This window comes from Rhizobium freirei PRF 81 (assembly GCF_000359745.1).
GTDB lineage: Bacteria > Pseudomonadota > Alphaproteobacteria > Rhizobiales > Rhizobiaceae > Rhizobium > Rhizobium freirei.
Genome location: NZ_AQHN01000090.1, coordinates 36,762 through 57,571 on the forward strand (window position 1 = coordinate 36,762; position 20,810 = coordinate 57,571).

The 20,810-nt window shown below is 60.2% G+C and carries 22 protein-coding genes; 10 read left to right on the forward strand and 12 right to left on the reverse strand.

The genetic code is table 11. The annotated features are described in order from the left end of the window. Positions 1-57 precede the first annotated feature (57 nt). Positions 58-2,067, reverse strand: a complete 2,010-nt coding sequence (locus RHSP_RS30780) for a methyl-accepting chemotaxis protein (RefSeq protein ID WP_037155690.1) — start codon at positions 2,065-2,067, stop codon at positions 58-60. 452 nt (positions 2,068-2,519) lie between these two features. On the opposite strand from RHSP_RS30780, the gene RHSP_RS30785 reads away from it, so the two are divergent. Then, a complete protein-coding gene (locus RHSP_RS30785) occupies positions 2,520-3,365 on the forward strand; it encodes a transporter substrate-binding domain-containing protein (RefSeq protein ID WP_420820114.1) in 846 nt (281 codons plus the stop codon). Between the two features lie 64 nt (positions 3,366-3,429). Here the strand turns inward: RHSP_RS30785 and RHSP_RS30790 are convergent, their stop codons facing one another. From RHSP_RS30790 to RHSP_RS30805, 4 genes are all read right to left on the reverse strand, one after another. After that, the gene (locus RHSP_RS30790; protein WP_004128406.1) at positions 3,430-3,843 is read right to left on the reverse strand and encodes a tellurite resistance TerB family protein; all 414 of its coding nucleotides are present in this window, start codon (positions 3,841-3,843) and stop codon (positions 3,430-3,432) included. A gap of 178 nt (positions 3,844-4,021) precedes the next feature. After that, positions 4,022-5,290 (reverse strand): thermonuclease family protein, encoded by a 1,269-nt coding sequence (locus RHSP_RS30795; protein ID WP_240535544.1) that lies wholly within the window; start codon positions 5,288-5,290, stop codon positions 4,022-4,024. Positions 5,291-5,320: 30 nt separating this feature from the next. Next, complete coding sequence (locus RHSP_RS30800) at positions 5,321-5,986, reverse strand: S24 family peptidase (RefSeq protein ID WP_004128411.1); 666 nt, start codon at positions 5,984-5,986, stop codon at positions 5,321-5,323. Between the two features lie 140 nt (positions 5,987-6,126). After that, on the reverse strand, positions 6,127-6,555 hold the full coding sequence (locus tag RHSP_RS30805; RefSeq protein ID WP_004128414.1) for a hypothetical protein: 429 nt from the start codon (positions 6,553-6,555) through the stop codon (positions 6,127-6,129). Between the two features lie 105 nt (positions 6,556-6,660). On the opposite strand from RHSP_RS30805, the gene RHSP_RS30810 reads away from it, so the two are divergent. Further along, on the forward strand, positions 6,661-7,017 hold the full coding sequence (locus RHSP_RS30810) for a DUF952 domain-containing protein (RefSeq protein ID WP_004128417.1): 357 nt from the start codon (positions 6,661-6,663) through the stop codon (positions 7,015-7,017). Beyond that, positions 7,014-8,102: a quinone-dependent dihydroorotate dehydrogenase gene (locus tag RHSP_RS30815; RefSeq protein ID WP_004128420.1), complete on the forward strand. Its 1,089-nt coding sequence runs from the start codon at positions 7,014-7,016 to the stop codon at positions 8,100-8,102. Before RHSP_RS30810 ends, RHSP_RS30815 begins: the two co-directional genes overlap by 4 nt. Here RHSP_RS30815 and RHSP_RS30820 read toward each other — a convergent pair. From RHSP_RS30820 to RHSP_RS30830, 3 genes are read right to left on the reverse strand one after another with little or no spacing between them, the layout of a single operon-like run. Further along, on the reverse strand, positions 8,078-9,427 hold the full coding sequence (locus tag RHSP_RS30820; protein WP_037155619.1) for an MATE family efflux transporter: 1,350 nt from the start codon (positions 9,425-9,427) through the stop codon (positions 8,078-8,080). The genes RHSP_RS30815 and RHSP_RS30820 overlap by 25 nt on opposite strands. A gap of 16 nt (positions 9,428-9,443) precedes the next feature. Continuing rightward, the gene (locus RHSP_RS30825) at positions 9,444-9,947 is read right to left on the reverse strand and encodes a CAP domain-containing protein (protein ID WP_004128424.1); all 504 of its coding nucleotides are present in this window, start codon (positions 9,945-9,947) and stop codon (positions 9,444-9,446) included. Between the two features lies 1 nt (position 9,948). Further along, positions 9,949-10,215, reverse strand: a complete 267-nt coding sequence (locus RHSP_RS30830; RefSeq protein WP_004128426.1) for a DUF6460 domain-containing protein — start codon at positions 10,213-10,215, stop codon at positions 9,949-9,951. 265 nt (positions 10,216-10,480) lie between these two features. Here RHSP_RS30830 and RHSP_RS30835 point away from each other — a divergent pair, with 265 nt between their 5' ends. After that, entirely contained in the window at positions 10,481-11,428 is a 948-nt protein-coding gene (locus RHSP_RS30835) for a class I SAM-dependent methyltransferase (protein WP_037155622.1), read from the forward strand. A gap of 107 nt (positions 11,429-11,535) precedes the next feature. Then, positions 11,536-12,171, forward strand: coding sequence for a YitT family protein (locus RHSP_RS30840; RefSeq protein ID WP_004128433.1), 636 nt, complete (start codon positions 11,536-11,538; stop codon positions 12,169-12,171). A 25-nt stretch (positions 12,172-12,196) separates the two neighbouring features. On the opposite strand, the gene RHSP_RS30845 is transcribed toward RHSP_RS30840, so the two are convergent. Next, positions 12,197-12,391 carry a DUF2735 domain-containing protein gene (locus RHSP_RS30845; protein ID WP_037155625.1) on the reverse strand — a complete coding sequence of 65 codons (195 nt, stop codon included), beginning with the start codon at positions 12,389-12,391 and terminating at the stop codon, positions 12,197-12,199. 440 nt (positions 12,392-12,831) lie between these two features. Between RHSP_RS30845 and RHSP_RS30850 the strand changes: the two genes are divergently transcribed. Further along, the gene (locus RHSP_RS30850) at positions 12,832-13,872 is read left to right on the forward strand and encodes a glutamine synthetase beta-grasp domain-containing protein (RefSeq protein ID WP_004128435.1); all 1,041 of its coding nucleotides are present in this window, start codon (positions 12,832-12,834) and stop codon (positions 13,870-13,872) included. A 216-nt stretch (positions 13,873-14,088) separates the two neighbouring features. Here the strand turns inward: RHSP_RS30850 and RHSP_RS30855 are convergent, their stop codons facing one another. Together RHSP_RS30855 and RHSP_RS30860 are read right to left on the reverse strand one after the other, a co-directional pair. Then, complete coding sequence (locus RHSP_RS30855) at positions 14,089-14,550, reverse strand: carboxymuconolactone decarboxylase family protein (RefSeq protein ID WP_004128438.1); 462 nt, start codon at positions 14,548-14,550, stop codon at positions 14,089-14,091. A 30-nt stretch (positions 14,551-14,580) separates the two neighbouring features. Continuing rightward, positions 14,581-15,084 carry an RrF2 family transcriptional regulator gene (locus tag RHSP_RS30860; protein WP_004128441.1) on the reverse strand — a complete coding sequence of 168 codons (504 nt, stop codon included), beginning with the start codon at positions 15,082-15,084 and terminating at the stop codon, positions 14,581-14,583. 384 nt (positions 15,085-15,468) lie between these two features. On the opposite strand from RHSP_RS30860, the gene RHSP_RS30865 reads away from it, so the two are divergent. The 4 genes from RHSP_RS30865 to pdeM all read left to right on the forward strand — a co-directional run bounded on the left by RHSP_RS30865 (position 15,469) and on the right by pdeM (position 20,185). After that, positions 15,469-16,179, forward strand: a complete 711-nt coding sequence (locus RHSP_RS30865; RefSeq protein WP_004128444.1) for a DUF5343 domain-containing protein — start codon at positions 15,469-15,471, stop codon at positions 16,177-16,179. Then, complete coding sequence (locus RHSP_RS30870; protein ID WP_004128448.1) at positions 16,176-16,763, forward strand: Swt1 family HEPN domain-containing protein; 588 nt, start codon at positions 16,176-16,178, stop codon at positions 16,761-16,763. The genes RHSP_RS30865 and RHSP_RS30870 overlap by 4 nt, the downstream gene beginning before the upstream one ends. 132 nt (positions 16,764-16,895) lie before the next feature. Then, entirely contained in the window at positions 16,896-19,406 is a 2,511-nt protein-coding gene (locus RHSP_RS30875) for a ligase-associated DNA damage response DEXH box helicase (protein ID WP_037155693.1), read from the forward strand. Positions 19,407-19,447: 41 nt separating this feature from the next. Further along, entirely contained in the window at positions 19,448-20,185 is a 738-nt protein-coding gene (pdeM, locus tag RHSP_RS30880; protein WP_004128451.1) for a ligase-associated DNA damage response endonuclease PdeM, read from the forward strand. Positions 20,186-20,238: 53 nt separating this feature from the next. Here pdeM and RHSP_RS30885 read toward each other — a convergent pair whose 3' ends face one another. Beyond that, positions 20,239-20,799, reverse strand: a complete 561-nt coding sequence (locus RHSP_RS30885; RefSeq protein ID WP_004128453.1) for a dihydrofolate reductase family protein — start codon at positions 20,797-20,799, stop codon at positions 20,239-20,241. Positions 20,800-20,810: the final 11 nt, after the last annotated feature.

The window sequence follows — 20,810 nt, forward strand, 5'->3', positions numbered from 1 at the left end:
AAATCGCGCATCGAGACGTGTCATAGCCGTCCCGCCGACAGTGAGATGCGGACGGCCTCAGAACTCCGTCCAGTCCGCATCCTTGCTCGTTGGCGCGGTCGTCTGGACGGCGCCGAACGCGCTCATCAATTTCTGACCGAGCGCGCGCGCCGGCGAGGGCGCGGGGCGAGCCTTGGCTCCGTCGACGGCCCGAATGGCCGGTGCCGCGGCAGGTCGCGGCGAGGGACGGACCGCCGGACGCGGCGTGGCGCTGGCGACAGGCGCCACGGACAGATGCGCAGCATCGTCGCCACCCGTGCGGAACTGACCGAGCAAGCTTGCCAGCGAGGCGGCCTCGGTCGCGAGGCCATGGCTCGCGGCCGTGCTCTCCTCGACCATGGCGGCATTCTGCTGGGTGCCGTGGTCCATGGCGTTGACGGCGGTATTGATCTCCTGCAGGCCGGCCGACTGCTCGCGCGAGGCCTCGGCGATCGCGTGCACATGCCGGTTGATTTCCTGCACTTCGGAGACGATGGCGTCGAGCGCCTTGCCGGTCTCACCCACTAGGCCAACGCCCGTGCGGACATGGGTTTCGGAGGTGGCAATCAGCGTCTTGATTTCCTTGGCGGCATTGGCGGAGCGTTGCGCCAGTTCGCGCACTTCCTGTGCGACGACGGCAAAGCCTTTGCCGGCCTCTCCGGCACGGGCCGCCTCGACGCCTGCATTCAGCGCCAGAAGATTGGTCTGGAAGGCGATGTCGTCGATGACGCCGATAATGTTGTTGATCTCACCCGAAGATGTCTCGATCTGCTGCATGGCCTCGATAGCGTTGCGGACGATCTCGCCCGATCGCTCGGCACCCGCACGGGTATGGGCAACGAGCTGGCTTGCCTCCTGCGTGCGCCGGGCGGCGTCCTTGACGGTGGTGGTGATCTGCTCCAGTGCCGCTGCGGTTTCCTCGATGGAGGCGGCCTGCTGTTCCGTCCGCTTGGAAAGCTCGTCGGCGGCACCTCGGACCTCGTTGGCGCCGGCGCTGATGGCACGGGCATTGGCGCCGACGGCCTGCATGGTTCCATTGAGCTTCGTCAGCGAATTGTTGAAATCCTGCCGCAACTGGTCGAGGCGTCCGACGAACTGCGCGTCGATCCGGGTAACCAGATCGCCTTCCGCAAGGCGCTTCAAGCCGTCGCCGACCGCCTGGACGGCCTGTTGCAGATGAGCCGCCTCGGCCGCCTGCCGGGTCTCGCGCTGGGCGCGTTCGCTGTCGCTCAGCGTACGATCGGCTTCCGCCTGCGCCTCCAGGCGGGCGCGTTCGATGGCATTGTCGCGGAACACGGCAATGGCCGATGCCATCTGGCCGATCTCGTCGCGACGGTCGCGGCCCTCGATCTCGCTGACCGTGTCGCCGTCGGCGAGTGCCGTCATACGCCGATGCAGGCGCATCAGCGGCGAAGCGATCCCGCTCTGCGCGACATATATGCCGAAAATCACGGCGAGCAGCGTGAAACCGCCAAGGGCGGCGAGCGTATAGGTGACGTCGCTGTTGATATCGGCCGACAAGGCATCCGCGCCGGTGTTCATGCGATTTGTCAGCGCTTCGTCGTTGGCGATCATGCTTGCTATGATCTTGGCCAGCTTGCCGTTGACTGCGACCATGCTCGTTTCCGCGCCTTTGAGGTCACCGTCCTTGCGCTGCTGGATGGCCTTGTTCGTGAGCATTTGCAGCTCGTCCAGGCCGGCAAGAATAGCTTCGATCGACTGCTTTTCGTCGGGAACGAGGCTTTCGGCGTGCTTGAGCCTCTCCCTTGCCTCGCTGAAGTGATTGTCGCCGGCCGCAACCGCCTTGAACGCATCGCTGCCGGGATCGAAATTCAGCATCAAGCTTGCCTGCAGCACCGATGCCAGCGACGCGGCGCTGGCGCGTGCGGATTCGGTCGCTGCAACGGCCTCATTGTCGAGAAAGGCGCTATAGGTACGGTCCGCCCTGCGGAATTCGCCGGCGATATGCATCAGGCCGGCGAAGGAGATGATGCCGAGAAGCAGGATCACCGCTAGCATCTTGGTCTTGATTTTCAGATTCCTGAACATGGCTGTCCGTCTGCGAATGCTGCGCGGCATCAAGGAAACGTGCGGAAGGCCGCTCGCCCGGAAATGATCAAGGGTGTTGCCCGATGCATGCGTGTGAAGGTCGAGTTGCTTGATACCTTGCAAAGAAGGCTTGGACGACCAGCATCATGCGATCGGCCTCGCCGACGTCGTCGATATCCCGGAGTACAATCAACAGAGCTTAATCGACTGCTAACGGCGGCGCATTGTGGGGAGAAATCTCGTACTAATTTTGTGCATGTTCAAAACCGTGCAACCGCCCGATGCGTGGGCTCTCTTCTGCTCATCCTTTGAGCGCTGCGGCCGCCATTGCGAGACGCGATATTCCCCCGCCGGCATGACTCTGCTACATCGGACGTGTGAATCAGGAATGTGCATCCACGACCGGAGGCTGGACCAAGACCATGCGTGTTTGCCTTTCGTCGACGATCTCCATGGCCCGGCGTTTCACGCATGCGGCGCTGATTGCGATGTCTTGCACCATGCCGCTTGCTGCCCAGGAGGCCAAGCCGCCCAGTCTGCCGATCCTCTTCGATGCGCGCGAGCGGCTGCCGAAACCCGATCTGTCTTCGCTGGTCAGGCTGCGCTTCCTGACATCGATCGATTTCCCGCCCTTCAATTTCCTCGATCAGAACGGCAAGCTTACCGGCTTCCATGTCGAGCTTGCGCGCAAGATCTGCGATGAGCTTGCGATCGCCGACAAGTGCCAGATCCAGGCTATGCCCTTCGGCGAATTGCAGGGCGCGCTTGCGGCCGCGCAGGGCGATGCGGTGATTGCGGGCGTGTCGGTAACGCCGGAGCTGCGCAAGAGCTTCGCCTTTTCGCGCCCGTTCCTGATGCTGCCTGCGCGCTTCGTGCGCAATGTGAGGGCCTCGATCAACGGAACGACGGCTGCATCGCTTGCCAGCCATCCCGTTGGCGTGGTCAAGGGAACGGCGCACGAGGCGATGATGGCCGCCTTCTTCCCGGCCATCAAGCCTGTACCCTTTGACGACAAGGACGCGCTTCTTGCCGCTGTCAAGGAGGGCAAGGTCGATGCCGCTTTTGCCGACGGCTTGCAGCTGTCCTTCTGGGTATCGTCGCCGGTGGCCGAAAAATGCTGTGCGATTTTCGACGGCCCCTATCTGTCGCAGCAGTTTCTCGGCGAAGGCATGACCATCATGCTGCGCCAGCAGGACGCTGATTTAACGGCTGCGATCAACCATGCCCTCGCCACGCTCTCGCGCGATGGCAGACTGCAGGAAATCTATCTGCGCTATTTCCCCTACGGGCTCTACTGATTAGGACAATTCCAGGAAAAGTGCTCAGCGCCTTTCCGTCCGGAATGCATAAGGCGAAACTACTCTAGGCCTTGCGATAGCGGGCGATCGCGCTGCGTTCGATGGCGGCACAAGTCAGCTTGTCCAGGCCGAAACGGTCGCGGAGCATGCTGAGCAGGCGCAATTCTTCGGCCTTGACCGAAAGGTCGGCCGAAGCGACTTCGACGGCAAGCGCATAGGCAGTGTCGTAGAGACGCGCCGGCAGGGTATCGCGCACCGTCTCGAGAACGATGTCGAGCCCTTCATTGCTTGCAAGCAGTTTGGCGCAATCACGCGACACCGAAATCAGCTTTTCGTCGTCGAAGCCCTTGAAGACCGGCAGGGCGTGAATGAGTTCTCCGATGCGGCTGAGCTCGCGGTCGTTCATGGTTCGGTCGACGGCCGAAGCCAGCACCATGACGTAGATCAGGGCCTCGTGAGCAGAAAGCGGCTTGTTCATGACAGGCGAAGTCCTTTGAGTTTGGCAGGCCGAAAAGTCGCGCGTCTCATGGCAAAAGTTACTGCATAATTCCTTAAATCGGAATCGATCTAAGGAATTATGCCGCAAATTAAAAGTGCTACAGCGACCTTTGCGCGTCATATATGACGCGCGGCGTTGTCGTGGCGGAAGCAAGGCGTCAGATCGGATTGAGCGGATCTTCCTTGGGTAGGGCCGGGCCAAGCGTCGATTTTCCGTTCTTGCGCGGATCGTCTCCGTACATGCCGCGCTTCTTCTCCTTGGCCTCGTCGACAAGTGCCGCAAGCGGCGAACCGGGCTCCGGATCGGCCCAGCCGAAACGCACCAGCCAGGAGCTGAGGTCGACGCGGACATAGCGGCATTCGCCCTTGACCGTGCCCTTCCAGGCAGGGTCCGGCACGTCGCAATCGATCGAGCGGCCGCGCAGATACATGCGGAATGCCGTGCGTGCGGCTTGGCCGCAGGGCCAGCTCTTGCCGCTCGGGCCAACGCACATGCGATCGACATCGGTCGGAACGATGCCGTTCAGCTGCACGCTCCTGCCGGCAAGGGTCAATATGCCGGCCTGATCCGCAAAGGGGCGCATAAGCTCGATCGTCGTCTGGCCTTGTGGTTGCGCCGCCGCGCCGAGCGATGCCTGTTCGGACTGGGATTTGGGTTGGTCCTGAGGTTGAGGCAGTGAAGGGATGGTCCGATGCGCGGCCGCCGCCATTTCTCTGTCGATCTGATCGGCCGGTATCCGGTTGTTCGGCAGAGGATCGGTTTTGACCTGGTCGGCGCGAGTTGCCTCCGAAGAAGGAGCAGATGCCTTGTCTGGCGTAGAAGGCGAGACCGCGTCGCCGGCGGTGTCTATTCCTGTGGGCGCCGCCTGTGCCTCCTCGAGCTTCGTCGACGGGTCGTTCGAACGCGCGGGGTCGGTGGGAATCTTGCTGCCTGATTGTGCTATCGGCGCAGTTGAGGCTACTGCCGTTCCTGCCGTCACACTTACCTCGGCCTTGGCAGCGCTGCCGTCCGCCGCCTTTTCAGCGCCGCTGGTCGCCGGTGTAGCCGTAGCAGCGGCCGCCATGGCGGTGGCGGATAGCTCAGGGCTGCCGTCAGACCCGGTTGTCGACGAGGACGCTGCGGCCAGCACCGTTCCCTTGCCGTTCGGCGTCAAATTGGCGGGCCGCGCTGCGAGCGGGGTTTCAGCTTGCGATTTGGCAGACGCAACCTGTTCCGGCTTGGTCGTTTCGGCAGGCTTTGGTGCCTCAATGGCTTTCGGCAGCGTCGGCTCAGCCCGGGCGGTCTCGGGAGGCGCCGCCGTAGTAGATTTGAGCTCGGTCGTCGTGGCGTGGCCTCGGCCCGGCAGACTGAAACTGTATCCACCGAACTGAACCGCGATGAGGGTCAGCCAAGAACCGACGATCCCGCCTGCCACACTTGCAAGCAAAAAATTTCGACGTATAACAAGAAAACTTTCCTATTGGCTGGCCCATATGATCCGGGCAATCCATTCCACATCCGCAAGATCGAAGTTGCGGTTGGGGTGTTCGGGGTTGAGCGACAAAAGTTCTATCGACTTTGCGCTCTGCCGCAGCAGGACCTTGGCCATGACCTCGCCCTCGCGGGTCTTCACAACGACACGGTCATTTTTTCGAATTTGAGCGCCTGGCTCGACGATCAGAATATCCCCGTCGCGATAGAGCGGCAACATGCTTTCGCCCTGGACCTCAAGCGCATACGCGCCGGCTCGTTGCCCGGTCGCGGTGGGAAATTCCACCATGTCCCAGCCTTGGCCGGCGGGGAACCCGCCATCGTCGAAGAAGCCGCCTGAGCCTGCCTGGGCAAATCCGATCAGTGGGATCGCGTTTCCACCCGGCGAAATCGCCTGTGGCGCGGCAGAGCCTGGCGGCTCGCCCGGCCGAATGAAACTGAGGAATTGCTCCAGGCTGGCGCCCGTCGCCTCCAGCACCTTGGCGATCGATTCCGTCGATGGCCAGCGCAGCCGGCCGTCCTGGCTCAATCGCTTCGACTTGTTGAAGGAGGTGGCGTCAAGCCCGGCGCGGCGTGCAAGGCCGGAAGGGGTCAGGTCATGCCGCTCGGCAAGCCGGTCGATTGCCCCCCATATCTGTTCGTGTGACAGCATCGCCGCTCAGCATCTGCGCACCGGCTTGCCCGGCGCTCAACTCTTTAAAAAACGTTAACCGAGGCATCTGGACGAGTAAAGACCGGCATAGGAATAGGATCCTTTATCCCCGTGCTTTCCGCCTTGCACTCTTGCCGGCTTCAGGTCTTCTGCGGCAGCGGCTTGGTGTTGGGTTCCTCGTTCTGGAACTCCTTCGCCATGCCCATGAAGCCGCGCATGAATTTCTGCATGATGCCGAGCGTGCGGTCGACCTCGGCATCATCGGGCAGGTTCGATCCCTTGTTCGAGGCGACGGTCTTTTCCAGCTTCGTCACGCGATCGGACAGGCGGTCGAGTTCGTCGTCATAGGCGCTGCGTTCGTCAGCCGCCATGCGGCAGACGAGGTTGCCACCCTGATCCTGACATATGGACATCGCACCCGTCTTCCGGTCGAGGCGGACGAAATGATCGCCGCTGCGCTCAAGCTGGAAGCGTGCCGTATCCGGTTCAGCGGCAACGGCCGGTGTGGCGAGAAGAAAAGCAGTGGGCATAAGCATGGCTGCAAGGCCGATTTTCAGTTCCCTCGTCATGTCATCCTCCGGATTTTCTACGTTAAAACTTAAATCCACCACGGAAACCGTGGACATCAGCCGATGTTTTCGTGCAAAGCCCTAACAGGACAAGTTTACATAGGGATGATGACCGCCATGCCAGTGGTTTACAAGATCGTGCCGGACACGCTCTGGCAGCAAGCCAGACAAAGCGGCGTTTTTCATGGCGCGCCAATCGATCTGACGGATGGTTTCATTCATTTCTCCACCGCGAAGCAGGCAAAGAAAACCGCAGAACTCTATTTCGCAGGACAGACGGGCCTCCTGCTGGTGGCGATCGACGGCGATGTGCTCGGCGACCAGCTGGTCTTCGAGCCCTCGCGTGGCGGCGATCTCTTCCCGCATCTTTATGCGCCGCTGGCGCTCTCGGCCGTGCTCTGGGAAAAGCCGCTGCCAATTGGTGACGATGGCGCGCATATCTTTCCGGAGATGGCCGAATGATCGGCGCGTTTCGCCATATCGGACGCCGGGGTTTCTTCCTGCTTGAGCCGGAAACCGCGCATGGTGTGTCTATTGCAGCGCTGAAGTCCGGCCTCGTGCCCGCCTGCCGCATCAACCCCGATCCTCGCCTGCGCCAGACCGTGGCGGGGCTCGACTTTGCCAATCCCATCGGCATGGCGGCCGGTTATGACAAGAATGCCGAAGTGCCGGAGGCGCTCTTGAAGCTCGGCTTCGGCTTCACGGAGATCGGCACGGTGACGCCGAAGGCACAATCAGGCAATCCGCGCCCGCGCATCTTCCGCCTGGTAGAGGACGAAGGCGTCATCAACCGCCTCGGCTTCAATAACGAAGGCCATGAAGCCGCCTTCCAGCGGCTCAAGGCCATTCGCGGCAGCGGCATCATCGGTGTCAATATCGGCGCCAACAAGGATAGCACCGACCGTATCGCCGATTACGTCGCCGGTATCCGCCGCTTCTATTCCGTGGCGCGCTATTTCACCGCCAATATTTCCTCGCCGAACACGCCCGGCCTGCGCGATCTGCAGGCGCGCGAAAGCCTATCGGCCCTGTTGTCGGCCGTGCTTGCCGCTCGCGATGAGGAAGCGGCCAAGGCCGGCAAACGCATTCCCGTCTTCCTCAAGATCGCACCGGATCTGACCGAGGAGGGCATGGACGATATCGCCGCGGAAGTGCTTTCGCACGCGCTGGATGGTTTGATCATCTCCAACACGACGCTTTCCCGCGACGGGTTGAAGGATCAACGGCAGGCGAAAGAGGCGGGTGGTCTTTCCGGCAAGCCGGTCTTTGAAAAATCGACTGTAGTGCTCGCAAAGATGCGCCGCCGCGTCGGGGCCGCGCTGCCAATCATTGGTGTCGGCGGCGTGTCCTCGGCCGAAACGGCGCTGGAGAAGATCAAGGCCGGCGCCGATCTCGTGCAGCTCTATTCCTGCATGGCGTACGAAGGCCCGGGTTTGCCGGGGCAGATCATAGCTGGCCTGTCGAAACTGCTCGACCGCGAGCGTGCCGGCTCGATCCGCGACCTGCGCGATACCAGGCTGGACTACTGGGCGAACCGGAACGTCTGATCTGCGCGCTTCTTCAGGCCCATGGCCAGGAAGATGCCGCGGAACAGCAGGAAGGCGTTCATGGCCATCCACAGGCCATGATTGCCGAGCGTCGGCACGAAGACGGCAAGCGCCAGGAGATAGCCGCCGAAGGAGAGCAGCATCTTGTTGCGCATCTCGCGCGACCATGTGGCGCCGATGAAAACGCCATCCATCAGGAAGGCGAGGGCGCCGGTCAGGCCCGTGATCGCTGCCCAGGGCAGGTAGGTCCCGGCTGCAACGCGAACCTCCTGTGAGGTCGTCAGCAGGCGGATCAGCGCCGGCCCGGCTGTAAAGAAAAGCATGGCCGCGGCGAGCGCCAGCCCGAAGGACCAGAAGGCTGTCAGTTTCAGTCCCCGATCGAAGGCTGGGCGATAATTGGCGCCGATCGACCGGCCGGTGATCTGTTCGGCTGCATTGGCCAGCCCATCGAGATAGTAGCTCGACAGCAGGAAGAAGTTCATCAGCACGGCATTTGCCGCAAGGGTGATGGCGCCGAAGCTGTTGCCGATCCGCGTCATCAGCGTGAAGGCGCCGATAAGCACGAAGGTGCGGATCAGGATATCGCGGTTGAGTGCGAAGAGTTGCTTGAGCTTGGCACGCGAAAGCAGTTCCACGCGGGGCGGCCGTTCCTCGCCGGCAAAGCTGCGCAGCACGATGAGAAGCCCGAGCAGCATGCCGCTCGCCTCGCCGATCAGCGTGCCCCATGCAACGCCTGCAACACCCCAGCCAAGATAGAGCCCAAGCAGGATGGCGAGCGAGATGTTGACGCCGTTGATAACAGTCTGCAGCAAGAGCCCGATGCGGCCCTGGCCGCGGCCGAGCACGAAGCCGAGCAGCGCGTAATTGGCAAGTGCGGCCGGCCCCGAGAGCATACGGATGGAGAAATAGGTGCGGGTCGCATCGGCGACGCCGCCTTCCGGCCCCATCAGCTTGATGCCGAGCCAGAGCAGCAGAGGCGAAAGGACGACAATCAGGATGCCGCAGGTGAGCGCCGATATCAGCGCCCGCCAGAAGACGGCTTGCTGTTCGTGCCGGTCATGACGGCCATAGGCCTGGGCGGTGAGGCCCGTCGTCGAGGCGCGCAGGAAGTTGAAGCTGGCAAAGAGGAGGTCGAAGAGCACCGCGCCGATTGCAAGTCCCGCCAGCGCATCGGGCTGGCCGAGCTGGCCGACGACTGCCGTCCCGGTGAGGCCGAGCAAAGGCGTCGTCATGAAGCCGAGCGTCATCGGAAGCGCGATCGACAGCACGAGCCGATGCGTCACGTCGAAGGGCAGAACCCTCCCGCTTCCCTGCTGGACATCCATTTTACCTTGCGCCTCCTCAGATCGAGGAAAGCACCATGGACCAATAGGGCCTGCCGCCGGAAGAGGGAGCATAGGCAAGAGCGACGCCGAGCCCGTCATATTTGCCGAGCATGTTGTGCAAATGCTTCGGCGAATTGATCCAAGCCGTCACTGCGGCATTCACGTCGTGCTGACCCTCGGCGATGTTCTCGGCCGCCGGCAGCTTGACGCCGCTCGCCTTGACCCGCTTGCCGAAATCGTCGCCGATGCCGATCAGGTGTTCCATCTTGCCTGCATCCGCCATGCGGCGCGCCTGATAGACGGCGGCGGCACCGGCGGCGGTATCGATCTTCAGCGGCGGCAGGCCGTTCTTGGTTCGCAGCGCATTGACGAGCGGCAGGGCGGAGGCTGTCTGGTCGCTGGCAGGCGTTTTGGAAACGCGGGCGGGCGGCGTCGCACAGCTTGCGACGGATGCGGTGAGCGCAAGGGCGGCGAGGCGCAGCGTATCGCGGCGCGTGTAGTTCAGTGTCTGGGAGGTCATGTCAGCTGCGATAGTTGAACAGGCGGAGGATGATGAAGATGGGAATGACGATGGTTGCGCCGATCAGCACATAATCGCCGAACTCGCCGAGCGCAGCAAAGCCGCTGTGCCAGAGGTCGAGCAGGAAGCGGCGGACGCCATAGAAGAAATCGAGCGGCCGCCAGCCGAAGAATTTCATCACGAAGCCGACGACGAGCGACACGATGGCGAGCTTCACAAGCGTGCGACCGGGCGAGTCGCCAAGGAATCGGTTCACCTGATCGGACATGCTGACGTCTCCATGATGGCGGTCGGTGGCTGTTCAGATAGGACCGGGGCACGCGACTCGCAAGCATTTTTGCCGGGCGGGCACCCCAAACTGAAGCACTTCCAGGAAAAATGCGCAGCGGTTTTCCGTCCAGAATGCGGAAAGAAACAAGGTAAAGCGCTTTCGCGATTCGAAGAAAAGCGGAAGTGCTCTGCGCCTGCCTGAAATAGGACTTGAGTTTTTTTATGGCCGAGTTCAAAGGCGAGAGTCAAACAGGATGAAACCCATGCTGCCAAGCCAGCTTTCCTCCGGCGATGTCATTGCCGACCGCCGCGCCGACTATGCGAAGATGCTCGCCGAAAGCGGAGAGCCGCAGAGCGCCGCCGAACTGATGGAGCAGGCGCTGGAGCTGGTGCCGCGCTGGGCGGCGGGCTGGTTCACGCTTGCGACCTATCGCGAGAAGGCCGGCGATACGCCAGGCGCGATCGCTGCGTTGAACGAGGTGTTGGCGCTTGATGCCGGAGACGTCTTCGGCGCACGTCTCAAGCTTGCGGTTCTGGGCGGCGCTGACATGCCCGATCGGCCGCCGAGCCTCTATGTCGAGCGGCTGTTCGACGACTATGCCGACCGCTTCGAAACCTCGCTCGTCGAAAAACTCTCTTATAGCGTGCCCGGCAAGCTTGCGGCGCTGATTGCCGAGACTGCCGATATCCCCAAGCATTTCCGTCTCGCCGTCGATCTCGGTTGCGGTACAGGCCTGCTTGGGCCGGAAATACGTGCGAGGGTCGACCGGCTCGAAGGTTACGACCTGTCGAAGGGCATGCTCGCTAAGGCGGCGGACAAGAATGTCTACGACCATCTCGGTCAGGCCGATTTGTCGGTGGAACCGGATCTGTCGGGCGTTTTCGATGCAGGGTTTGCTACAGGTCGTGCGGACCTGATCACGGCCGCCGACGTGCTGATGTATCTCGGCAATCTGCAAGATGTGATGGTGATCGTTCGCGAGCTTTCGGCTGATGGCGCCGTTTTTGCCTTTTCGATCGAGGATGCGCAGCAACAGGCAGAAGGCTATGTACTGCGCGATTCCCTGCGCTTCGCACACTCGGAAGCCTATGTGCGGGAGATATTGGCCGATCACGGCTTTGCCGTGCAGGATCTCGCTCGCAGCGTCATTCGCATGGATGGCGGAAAACCGGTCCATGGCATTCTGTTCATTACCCGCAAATCGGCCTGATTATTCGAATCTTGCGAATTTGAAATAGGTCAGCATTGCTTACGTATTTTCGCTTGATTGTCGCCTGAGCTTTCAGCAGAAAGCCTCGGAAACATGAGGGTAAGCACATGGCAAACGCGAAGAGCGCTTTGGGCGTCTGGAACACATCCGCGACCCGGCATTCATGGGCCGAGGACGTTCAGGGCATCATTTCCGGAAGCCTGATTTCGTCGCTTGGGCTGTTCTGCCTTTCAAGCGCGGGGCTTTTGACCGGTAGCACCGCCGGCATCGCCTTCCTGCTGCATTATGCGATCGGCGTGAACTTCGGTCTGGCCTTCTTCGTGGTCAATCTGCCGTTCTTCTATCTATCGCTGAAGCAGCTCGGTCCCGCCTTTACCATCAAGACCTTCATCGCCATTGCGCTGACATCATTGCTTTCCAACCTGCAGCCGCTCCTGTTCGATATCGCACATATCAATGCGCTCTGGTCAGGGGTCCTCGGCGGCATCCTACTCGGCTTTGGGCTGCTTGCGCTCTATCGTCATCGCGCCAGCCTCGGCGGCGTCGGCATTCTGGGAATTTATCTGCAGGAACGTTTCGGTATCAGGGCGGGGCTGGTGCAGCTCGCGATCGACCTCTGCGTACTCGCTGTCGCTTTCGCGGTGACCACGCCGACGGTGGTCATCTGCTCGGTGATCGGCGCAATCGCGCTCAATCTCTTTGTCGCGATCAACCATCGCTCGGATCGCTACATCGCCTTGTAAGTAGGCCTTGTGATTGGCGGGGGCCTTACTGCTGGCGGCTAGGATCCGTGTCGGTGATCGCGGCTTCATGATACCAGCTGTCGAAGGCGGCCGTTGCGATGCTCGGACCGATGTCAGGCGTAAGGTTGACCTTCGGACGCTGCTGGCTCGCAGCCGTAGCACGGGCCGTGACCGGAAACTGATAGATCTTTGCCGTTTCATGTCGAGCACTGATTGCCATTCGCCGTCTCTCCCTTTTGGTTTTCAAGCGGGCGCGCTTGAAGAGACAGCTGATATATAGCAAAGCCCGAGGCGAATATCACCATTCCGCTTAAAAAAAATGCTGAATGATGAAATTATAGGCAATTTTACGATCGCAAGATTGATGCCGTTTCTTTGATCTGACGGTTTTCCAATCCATTCCAAGACTCGCGAGCCTGCGACATCTTGTCAACTCGGCCGGAATGGCACCTGCGATTTGAAAAGAATCCGACGGTTGGCACCCAGAAATCCCGCCTGAAAACGACCGAATCATAAAAAACTCACCTAGAGAGCCGCGTGTCCGTGCAATCTGGCACGGCAAATGCTTCTTTCTTGGCAGCCGTTCGTGGCGAGGGATTTTCCGGCGGCCGCGCCGGGTGAGTTTCCTGCTTTGCCTGATTAACTGTTATGAGGTGCGTAATGACGAAATATAAGCTCGAGTACATCTGGCTCGATGGGTACACCCCAGTACCGAACCTGCGCGGCAAAACGCAGATCAAGGAATTCGACGCATTTCCGACGCTTGAGCAGCTTCCGCTTTGGGGCTTCGACGGTTCGTCGACGATGCAGGCCGAAGGCCGCAGCTCCGATTGCGTGCTGAAGCCCGTCGCCATCTATCCGGACCCGGCCCGCACCAACGGCGCGCTCGTCATGTGCGAAGTCATGATGCCGGATGGCGTCACGCCGCATGAATCCAACAGCCGCGCGACCATCCTCGACGACGAAGACGCTTGGTTTGGCTTCGAGCAGGAATACTTCTTCTACAAGGACGGCCGTCCGCTCGGCTTCCCGGAATCCGGCTACCCGGCTCCGCAAGGCCCGTACTACACCGGCGTCGGCTACAAGAACGTCGGCGATGTCGCTCGCGAAATCGTTGAAGAGCACCTCGACCTTTGCCTCGAAGCAGGCATCAACCACGAAGGCATCAACGCCGAAGTGGCCAAGGGCCAGTGGGAATTCCAGATTTTCGGCAAGGGCTCCAAGAAGGCCGCCGACCAGATCTGGATGGCGCGCTACCTGCTGCTGCGTCTATGCGAAAAGTACGGCATCGACATCGAGTTCCATTGCAAGCCGCTCGGCGACACCGACTGGAACGGCTCGGGCATGCATTGCAACTTCTCGACCAAGTTCATGCGCGAAGTTGGCGGCAAGGCCTATTTCGAAGCGCTCATGGCTCAGTTCGACAAGAACCTGCACGACCACATTGCGGTCTACGGCCCGGATAACCACATGCGCCTGACCGGCAAGCATGAAACGGCTCCGTGGAACAAGTTCAGCTACGGCGTTGCCGACCGCGGCGCCTCGATCCGCGTTCCGCACTCGTTCATCAAGAACGATTACAAGGGCTACCTCGAAGATCGTCGTCCGAACTCTCAGGGCTGCCCCTACCAGATCGCTTCGCAGGTTTTGAAGACCATCTCGGAAGTTCCGACGGCTGGCTTCGCGTCGGAAGCTGCCTGATAGCTTTCATGCTTGGCATGCCGAGCACGAGAGAGCCAATGAATGACGCGGGGCTTCGGCCCCGCGTTTTTCGTTTTGGGGTATCAAAGGCAGTCATCGCCCAGACTCTCTTAGGCCTCGTTGCCAACTCCAAACTCCGTCATCCTCGGGTCAAGCCCGAGGATGACGCAGCTCAAGGGAGCATTCAGGCACACGGCATACTCAGAGAAACCAGGCTCAAGCGGCCTTGTTTGCCGCATCGACCGGATGCTGCGAACGGAAGCCGACGGCAAGGCGGTTCCAGACATTGATCGTGGCGATCGCGACGGTAATCTTGACGATCTCCTCTTCGCTGAAATGCTGCTTCAGCGGCTCGTAGTCGGAATCCGGTATGCCGGTCTGGGCGATCTTGGTCACCGAGTCGACCCAGCGCAGCAGGGCGCGTTCGCGATCGTCATAGACAGGCGATTCCCACCAGACGCACATCAGGTTGATCCACTGTTCGCTGAGGCCGTCGTGCCGGGCTTCCTTCACATGCATGTCGACACAATAGGCGCAGCCATTGATCTGCGAGGCGCGAAGCTTGATCAGATGAATGAAGCGGCGCTCGAGGCCGCTGCTCTGAACGAAATTCTCCAGCGCGACGACGGCCTTGTAGGAGTCGGGTGAAGCTTTGGCGAAGTTGAAACGAGGATGCATGGTCTTCTCCTTGGGTTCAGGTCTTAGGGTTCAGCTTTTGGTCTTGCGTTCATGCAGCTCGAGAAAGGCGCAGCCTCTCGCGGCTATTCCACCATCCGTGTCCGTCTGCCTAAGATCGGTCAGCACGTCGGCGATGCTCGTCTTGGCCAGTTCGGCCCGGTAAACGCGTTCGGCAGCCAGCATGGCGGCGTTGATGCCGCATGGCTTGGCGAAATAGCGCCCTTCCAGCGGGTTGGGGCCGCGCTGGCGGATTTCGGCGCATCTGAAGGCGGGCGCTGGCCCTTCCGCCGCCAACACGATATCGAGCAGGCTGATGTCCTCCGGCTTGCGCGCCAGCCGGTAGCCACCTTTCGGCCCCGGCACGGTATCGAGAATGCCGGCGCCCGAAAGCGCCTGCAGATGCTTCAGAAGATAGCTGACCGAGACGCCGTGAAATTCGGCAAGCGCTGCTGCCGAAAGCACTCCGCCATCCGACAGGCCCGCCAGCATGCCAACGCAATGGATGGATTGTTCGACGCCGTCTCCGAGCTTCATCTCACTGCCTTTCTAATCATGGATATTTTTTATCCGTGATTACTTGAAGAGTCAAGAGGGGAGAAAGTAGTAGATTTAGAAGAAGTCCTCACAGGCGAGTGAGCTCCCTAGAAAGGGACTTGCTTGTCCCCCCGGGCTTGTCCATGAGGATGCTACGGCAGAAGCTACCTCTATCAATTTCAAACATCTAATGCCGTGTACAATCGCTGTAGACCAGTGCTGCTTGAGCGCATCGCCAAGTCTATTTGTTTAGCCAGCGTAGTGGCCCGATCAAATTCGGGCGGCGTCCAAAGCGATTACAGTTGCGGACAGCTTGTGCATTAAATCAACCTTGCCTTGCAAAAAGAAAATAACAAGAGCATGTTTCTTTTATGAGAGGCAGATATGGTAAAAAAACCCAATACAGTTGAAGTTAATACGGATGTAGAGAACGGCAACTCTGCACAGAGTACGGCAAGCGCCGTCCAGCGCAAGATTCCGGGTAATTTGCCTTACTTAACGGCAAGTGGAACTCTGAAAAAAGCGCTTGACGGCATCATACCCGCGTCGCGCCCAGACAAATTCAATGCTGATTTTCTGGAGCATGTGCTGAAACTTAGCGGGGGAGGCGCCAGAGCCACCATCCCAATACTCAAAAAAATGGGCTTTTTAACAAGTGAAGGTGTGCCAACTGAACTATATGCGAAATTCCGAACTGAGGGTGGCAAAAGCGCCGCAGCTACACAGGGCCTTCGTTCAGCATTTCCGGAAATATTCAAGCGCAGCGAATGGGCGCACACAGTTGATGATGCCAAGTTGCGCGACATAGTGGTGGAAATAACTGGTCTCAGCCCATCCGACCCTGTCGTGAAAGCGATAATCGCGACGTTCAAGGCCATAAGGTCGTTTGTAGGTCCCGGTTCGGAAAGAGATGACGTAATATCCGGCAACGGCGCTGAGGAATTTGATGGTGTGAACGCAGGAGTCAGTATGGTGTCGAATTCGAGCGGAGATATTCGCCTCGCATACAACATCAACATCGTGCTTCCTGAAACATCCGACCTAAAAGTGCTCAATGCCATTTTTCGCAGCATAAGAGAGAACTTGATGCGATGAATGTTGAGGAGCAGGTCGAGTTATTTGTATTAAAATGCGCGTCACTGAAAATTGCTGTGGATGAAGTTGGTATTCGCACAGAAGAAAATAATATAGGTGTCGTACTTGATCGGACGTCTATTAACTCAGCTCTCGAGCAATTCTCTCAAGAAGTCCGAATGAACGCCAATAAAATGGCGGAATACTATAAATTATTCTACATGCTTGAGAACGATATACGAAAATTGATCGACGATACGCTGATAGAGGCCCACGGTGTAGATTGGTGGGATACGCAGTCACCGAATAGCGCCAAGGAAGAATGTAAAGCTAACCAGCAGCGGGAAAGAGATGCTGGCTTCACAAGCCGCTCAGATAACGAGCTTGACTATATCTCCTTTGGCCAGCTTGGAGACATTATTCGCAATAATTGGGATCTGTTCGGAGGAATTCTCAGCAATCAGAAAGCGCTTGGTCGCGTCATGTATTCCCTCAACAATTTACGTGGCCCTATCGCTCATTGCGGTCTTCTGGCTGAGGATGAGGTTGATCGACTAAAGCTGACTGTGAAAGATTGGTTCCGCTTACTTGAAGGGCCGAAGTAAAAAGCCATAGCCTCTGCTTAGACGTAAATTGTAGAAGCAGGATTGTCTCGAGCGGCGGGATTGAGACCAATCCGAATGGGTCGATCAAAATCTCCGATTTCTCATCCGCCATATATTCATTACATTTGCACGGTGGACCAGATCGACCCGGAGCACTCTCTTGCACTGCCTCTCCCCTTCACCCGCTGGTTTGCGGAAAAGGGCTGGCAGCCGCGCGCCCATCAGCTCGAACTGCTTGCTCGCGCCGAGGCCGGCGAAAGCACGCTGCTGATTGCACCCACCGGCGCCGGCAAGACGCTTGCAGGCTTCCTGCCGTCGCTCACCGATCTCACCCGGCGCGGCAAGATCCCGCCCGGTTCGGCCTTCACCGGCATCCACACGCTCTACATCTCGCCGCTGAAGGCGCTCGCCGTCGATATCGAGCGCAACCTGATGAAGCCCGTTTCCGAAATGGGCCTGCCCGTATCAGTCGAGAACCGCACCGGTGATACGCCGAGCGGTAAGCGCCAGCGGCAGAAGCTCAATCCGCCCGATATCCTGCTGACGACGCCGGAGCAGGTGGCGCTGCTGCTCGCCAATCGCGAAGCCGAGCGCTTCTTCAAGGATCTGAAATACATCGTCTTCGACGAGCTGCATTCGCTCGTCACCTCCAAGCGCGGCCATATGCTGTCGCTCGGTCTTGCCCGCATCCGCAAGCTGGCGCCCCGCGTTCAGACTATCGGCTTGTCAGCGACCGTCGCCGACCCGATGGATCTGCAGAAATGGCTGGCGGCGCAGAAGCAGGGGGCGAAACGCCATGCCGGCCTCGTCATCGTCGAGGGCGGCGCCAAGCCCGATATCTCGATCCTGTCGACGGAAGAGCGCATCCCCTGGTCCGGCCATTCCGCCAAATATGCGATCCCGGATATCTATCGCGAGCTGAAAGCGCACCGCACGACGTTGCTCTTCGTCAACACGCGCTCGCAGGCCGAAATGCTGTTTCAGGAGCTGTGGTCGGCCAATGACGATAACTTGCCGATCGCCCTGCACCACGGCTCGCTCGATGTCGGCCAGCGCCGCAAGGTGGAAGCGGCCATGGCGGAAAACCGGTTGCGCGCCGTCGTCGCCACCTCGACGCTCGATCTCGGCATCGACTGGGGCGATGTCGATCTCGTCATCCATGTCGGCGCGCCGAAGGGCGCAAGCCGGCTTGCCCAGCGCATCGGCCGCGCCAATCACCGCATGGACGAACCGTCGAAGGCGATCCTCGTGCCGGCCAATCGCTTCGAGGTCATGGAATGCCAGGCAGCACTCGATGCCAATTATATCGGCGCACAGGATACGCCGCCGATCGGCGCCGGCGCGCTCGACGTTCTCGCCCAGCACATTCTCGGCATGGCTTGCGCCGAGCCCTTCGACATGCTCGAACTCTATGACGAGGTGCAGAGCGCCGCTCCCTATGCCGAGCTTCCGTGGGAGACCTTCGAACGTATCGTCGATTTCGTCGCCACCGGCGGCTATGCGCTCAGGACCTACGAGCGCTATGCCCGCATCCGCAAGACGGCGGAGGGGCGCTGGCGCGTCTCCAATCCGCAGGTCGCCCAGCAATATCGCCTGAACCTCGGCACCATCGTCGAAGAGGCGATGCTGAATATCCGCCTCGTGAAGCGCAATGCGCTCGGCTCGCTCGGAAGGGGCGGGGCGCCGCTCGGCAAGGTCGAGGAGTATTTCGTCGAGCAGCTTGCGCCCGGCGATACCTTTCTCTTTTCCGGCAAGGTGCTGCGCTTCGAAGGCATCCGCGAGAGCGAGTGCCTGGCCTCGCAGGCATTCTCGTTGGACCCGAAAATCCCTTCCTATGCCGGCGGCAAGTTTCCGCTCTCCACCTATCTCGCCGATCAGGTGCGGGCGATGATTGCCGATCCCGACCGTCGCCATCGCCTGCCGGATCAGGTGCGCGACTGGTTGGAGATCCAGAAGGAAAAGTCGTTGTTGCCGAAGCGCGACGAGTTTCTCATCGAGACTTTTCCGCGCGGCAGCCGCGCCTACATGGTCGCCTATCCTTTCGAGGGGAGGCTGGCGCACCAGACGCTCGGCATGCTGCTCACTAGAAGACTGGAGCGCGCCGGCGCCAAGCCCATGGGCTTCGTCGCGACCGATTATTCGCTCGGCATCTGGGGCCTGGAAGATATGGGGCTGATGATTGCCAACCGTCGCCTCAGCCTTTCCGACCTCTTCGACGAGGACATGCTCGGCGACGATCTCGAGGCATGGCTCGACGAATCCTTCCTGCTGAAGCGCACCTTCCGCAATTGCGCCGTCATTGCAGGTTTGATCGAGCGTCGCCATCCGGGCAAGGAAAAAACCGGCCGGCAGGTGACGGTCTCGGCCGATCTGATCTATGACGTGCTGCGCAGCCACGAGCCGGATCACATCCTGCTGCAGGCGACAAGGCAGGATGCGGCGACCGGGCTTTTGGATATTGGCCGACTTGCGGATATGCTGAAGCGAATCAAGGGCCATATCACCCATCGCGCGCTGGATCATATTTCCCCGCTTGCCGTGCCGGTGATGCTGGAAATCGGCAAGGTGCCGGTGCCGGGTGAGGCTCACGATGTCCTGCTTGCGGAAGCGGCCGACGACTTGATCCGCGAAGCGATGGAATAGGGATGCTGTGAAGCAAACGACGAAGGTAGATTGTTAAGGTGATGAACCGCCTGGCGCTAGCGCGAGATATGAATGGTCAAGGGAACGGCGCGACGTCAGCGCCGGGCGTCGAGACCGTCGTTCATGGCGTCGCCGCGGTCTGCGACCCGCTCGGCGCGCTCTATCTGCCGGACGCTGGCATTCTCGTCGTCTCCGACCTGCACCTGGAAAAGGGGGCGGCCTTCGCTCGCCGCGGCATGCTGCTGCCGCCCTACGATACGCTGGCGACGCTGACCGTTCTTTCCGCCGTCATCGCCCGCTACGATCCGAAACTTGTGGTGTCGCTCGGCGACAATTTTCATGATCGCGTCGGTTCGCAGCATCTGCCGGACGAGTTTCGCAGCCTGATCGTCAATATGGCCCGTGGCCGCGAATGGATCTGGATCAACGGCAATCATGATCCGGATGGCACCGTCGACCTGCCCGGCCATTCCGTCGACAAGATGCATTATGGCGGGCTAACCTTCCGCCACGAACCGAAGGCAGGCCGGCAGGCCGGCGAAATCGCCGGCCATCTGCATCCCTCCGCTACCGTTCGGCGTCGTGACAAATCGGTGCGCCGCCCGTGCTTTGCAACGGATGGCGCCCGCCTGCTAATGCCGGCCTTCGGCGTGATGACCGGCGGCCTCGATCTTCGCCACAAGGCCATGGCGGGCCTCTTCGAGCGGGAAAGCCTGATCGCCCACCTGCTCGGCCGCGACCGCATCTATTCCGTACGCTTCGGCAATCTCTCGGCTTAGAGCAATTCCAGGAAAAGTGCGCAGCGGTTTTCCGTCCGGAATGCGGAAACTTTCTAAGCCGCGTTCGCGGGCTCGTAGCGCAGGACTACCGCACCGGTCTTCAGAGCTTTGGATTCGAGCAGCTTCATCGGCCGCTGTTCCGTCGCCGGCTTGAAAAGCGGATTGCCGCCGCCGAGCACGACAGGAACGAGGCAGATGCGGATCTCATCCACCAGACCTACCTTGAGCAGGATATCCGCCACCTCAGCACTGCCGAAGACGAACATGGTCTTGCCGGGTTCTTCCTTCAGCTTCTTCACTTCAGCGACAATGTCGCCGACGACGCGGGTATTGTTCCAACCCGCCTTGTCGAGCGTCCGCGACGCGGCGATCTTGGCGATTCCGTTCATATAGGCGGCGATGTCGGGCGTTTCCGTCGCGGTCGGCCAGTAGGCGGCCATGCCTTCATAGGTCTTGCGGCCAAAGATCAGCAGATCGCCTTCCTTGCCGAGCTCGGTGGAATAGCTCTCCAGTTCGTCGCCCCAGGCGAGCATGTGAAATCCGAGGTCCCAGGGCTTGGTTCCCTCGAAATAGCCGTCAAGCGTCATGAGATTCCAGACAACAAGCTTTCTCATCATTTCCTCCG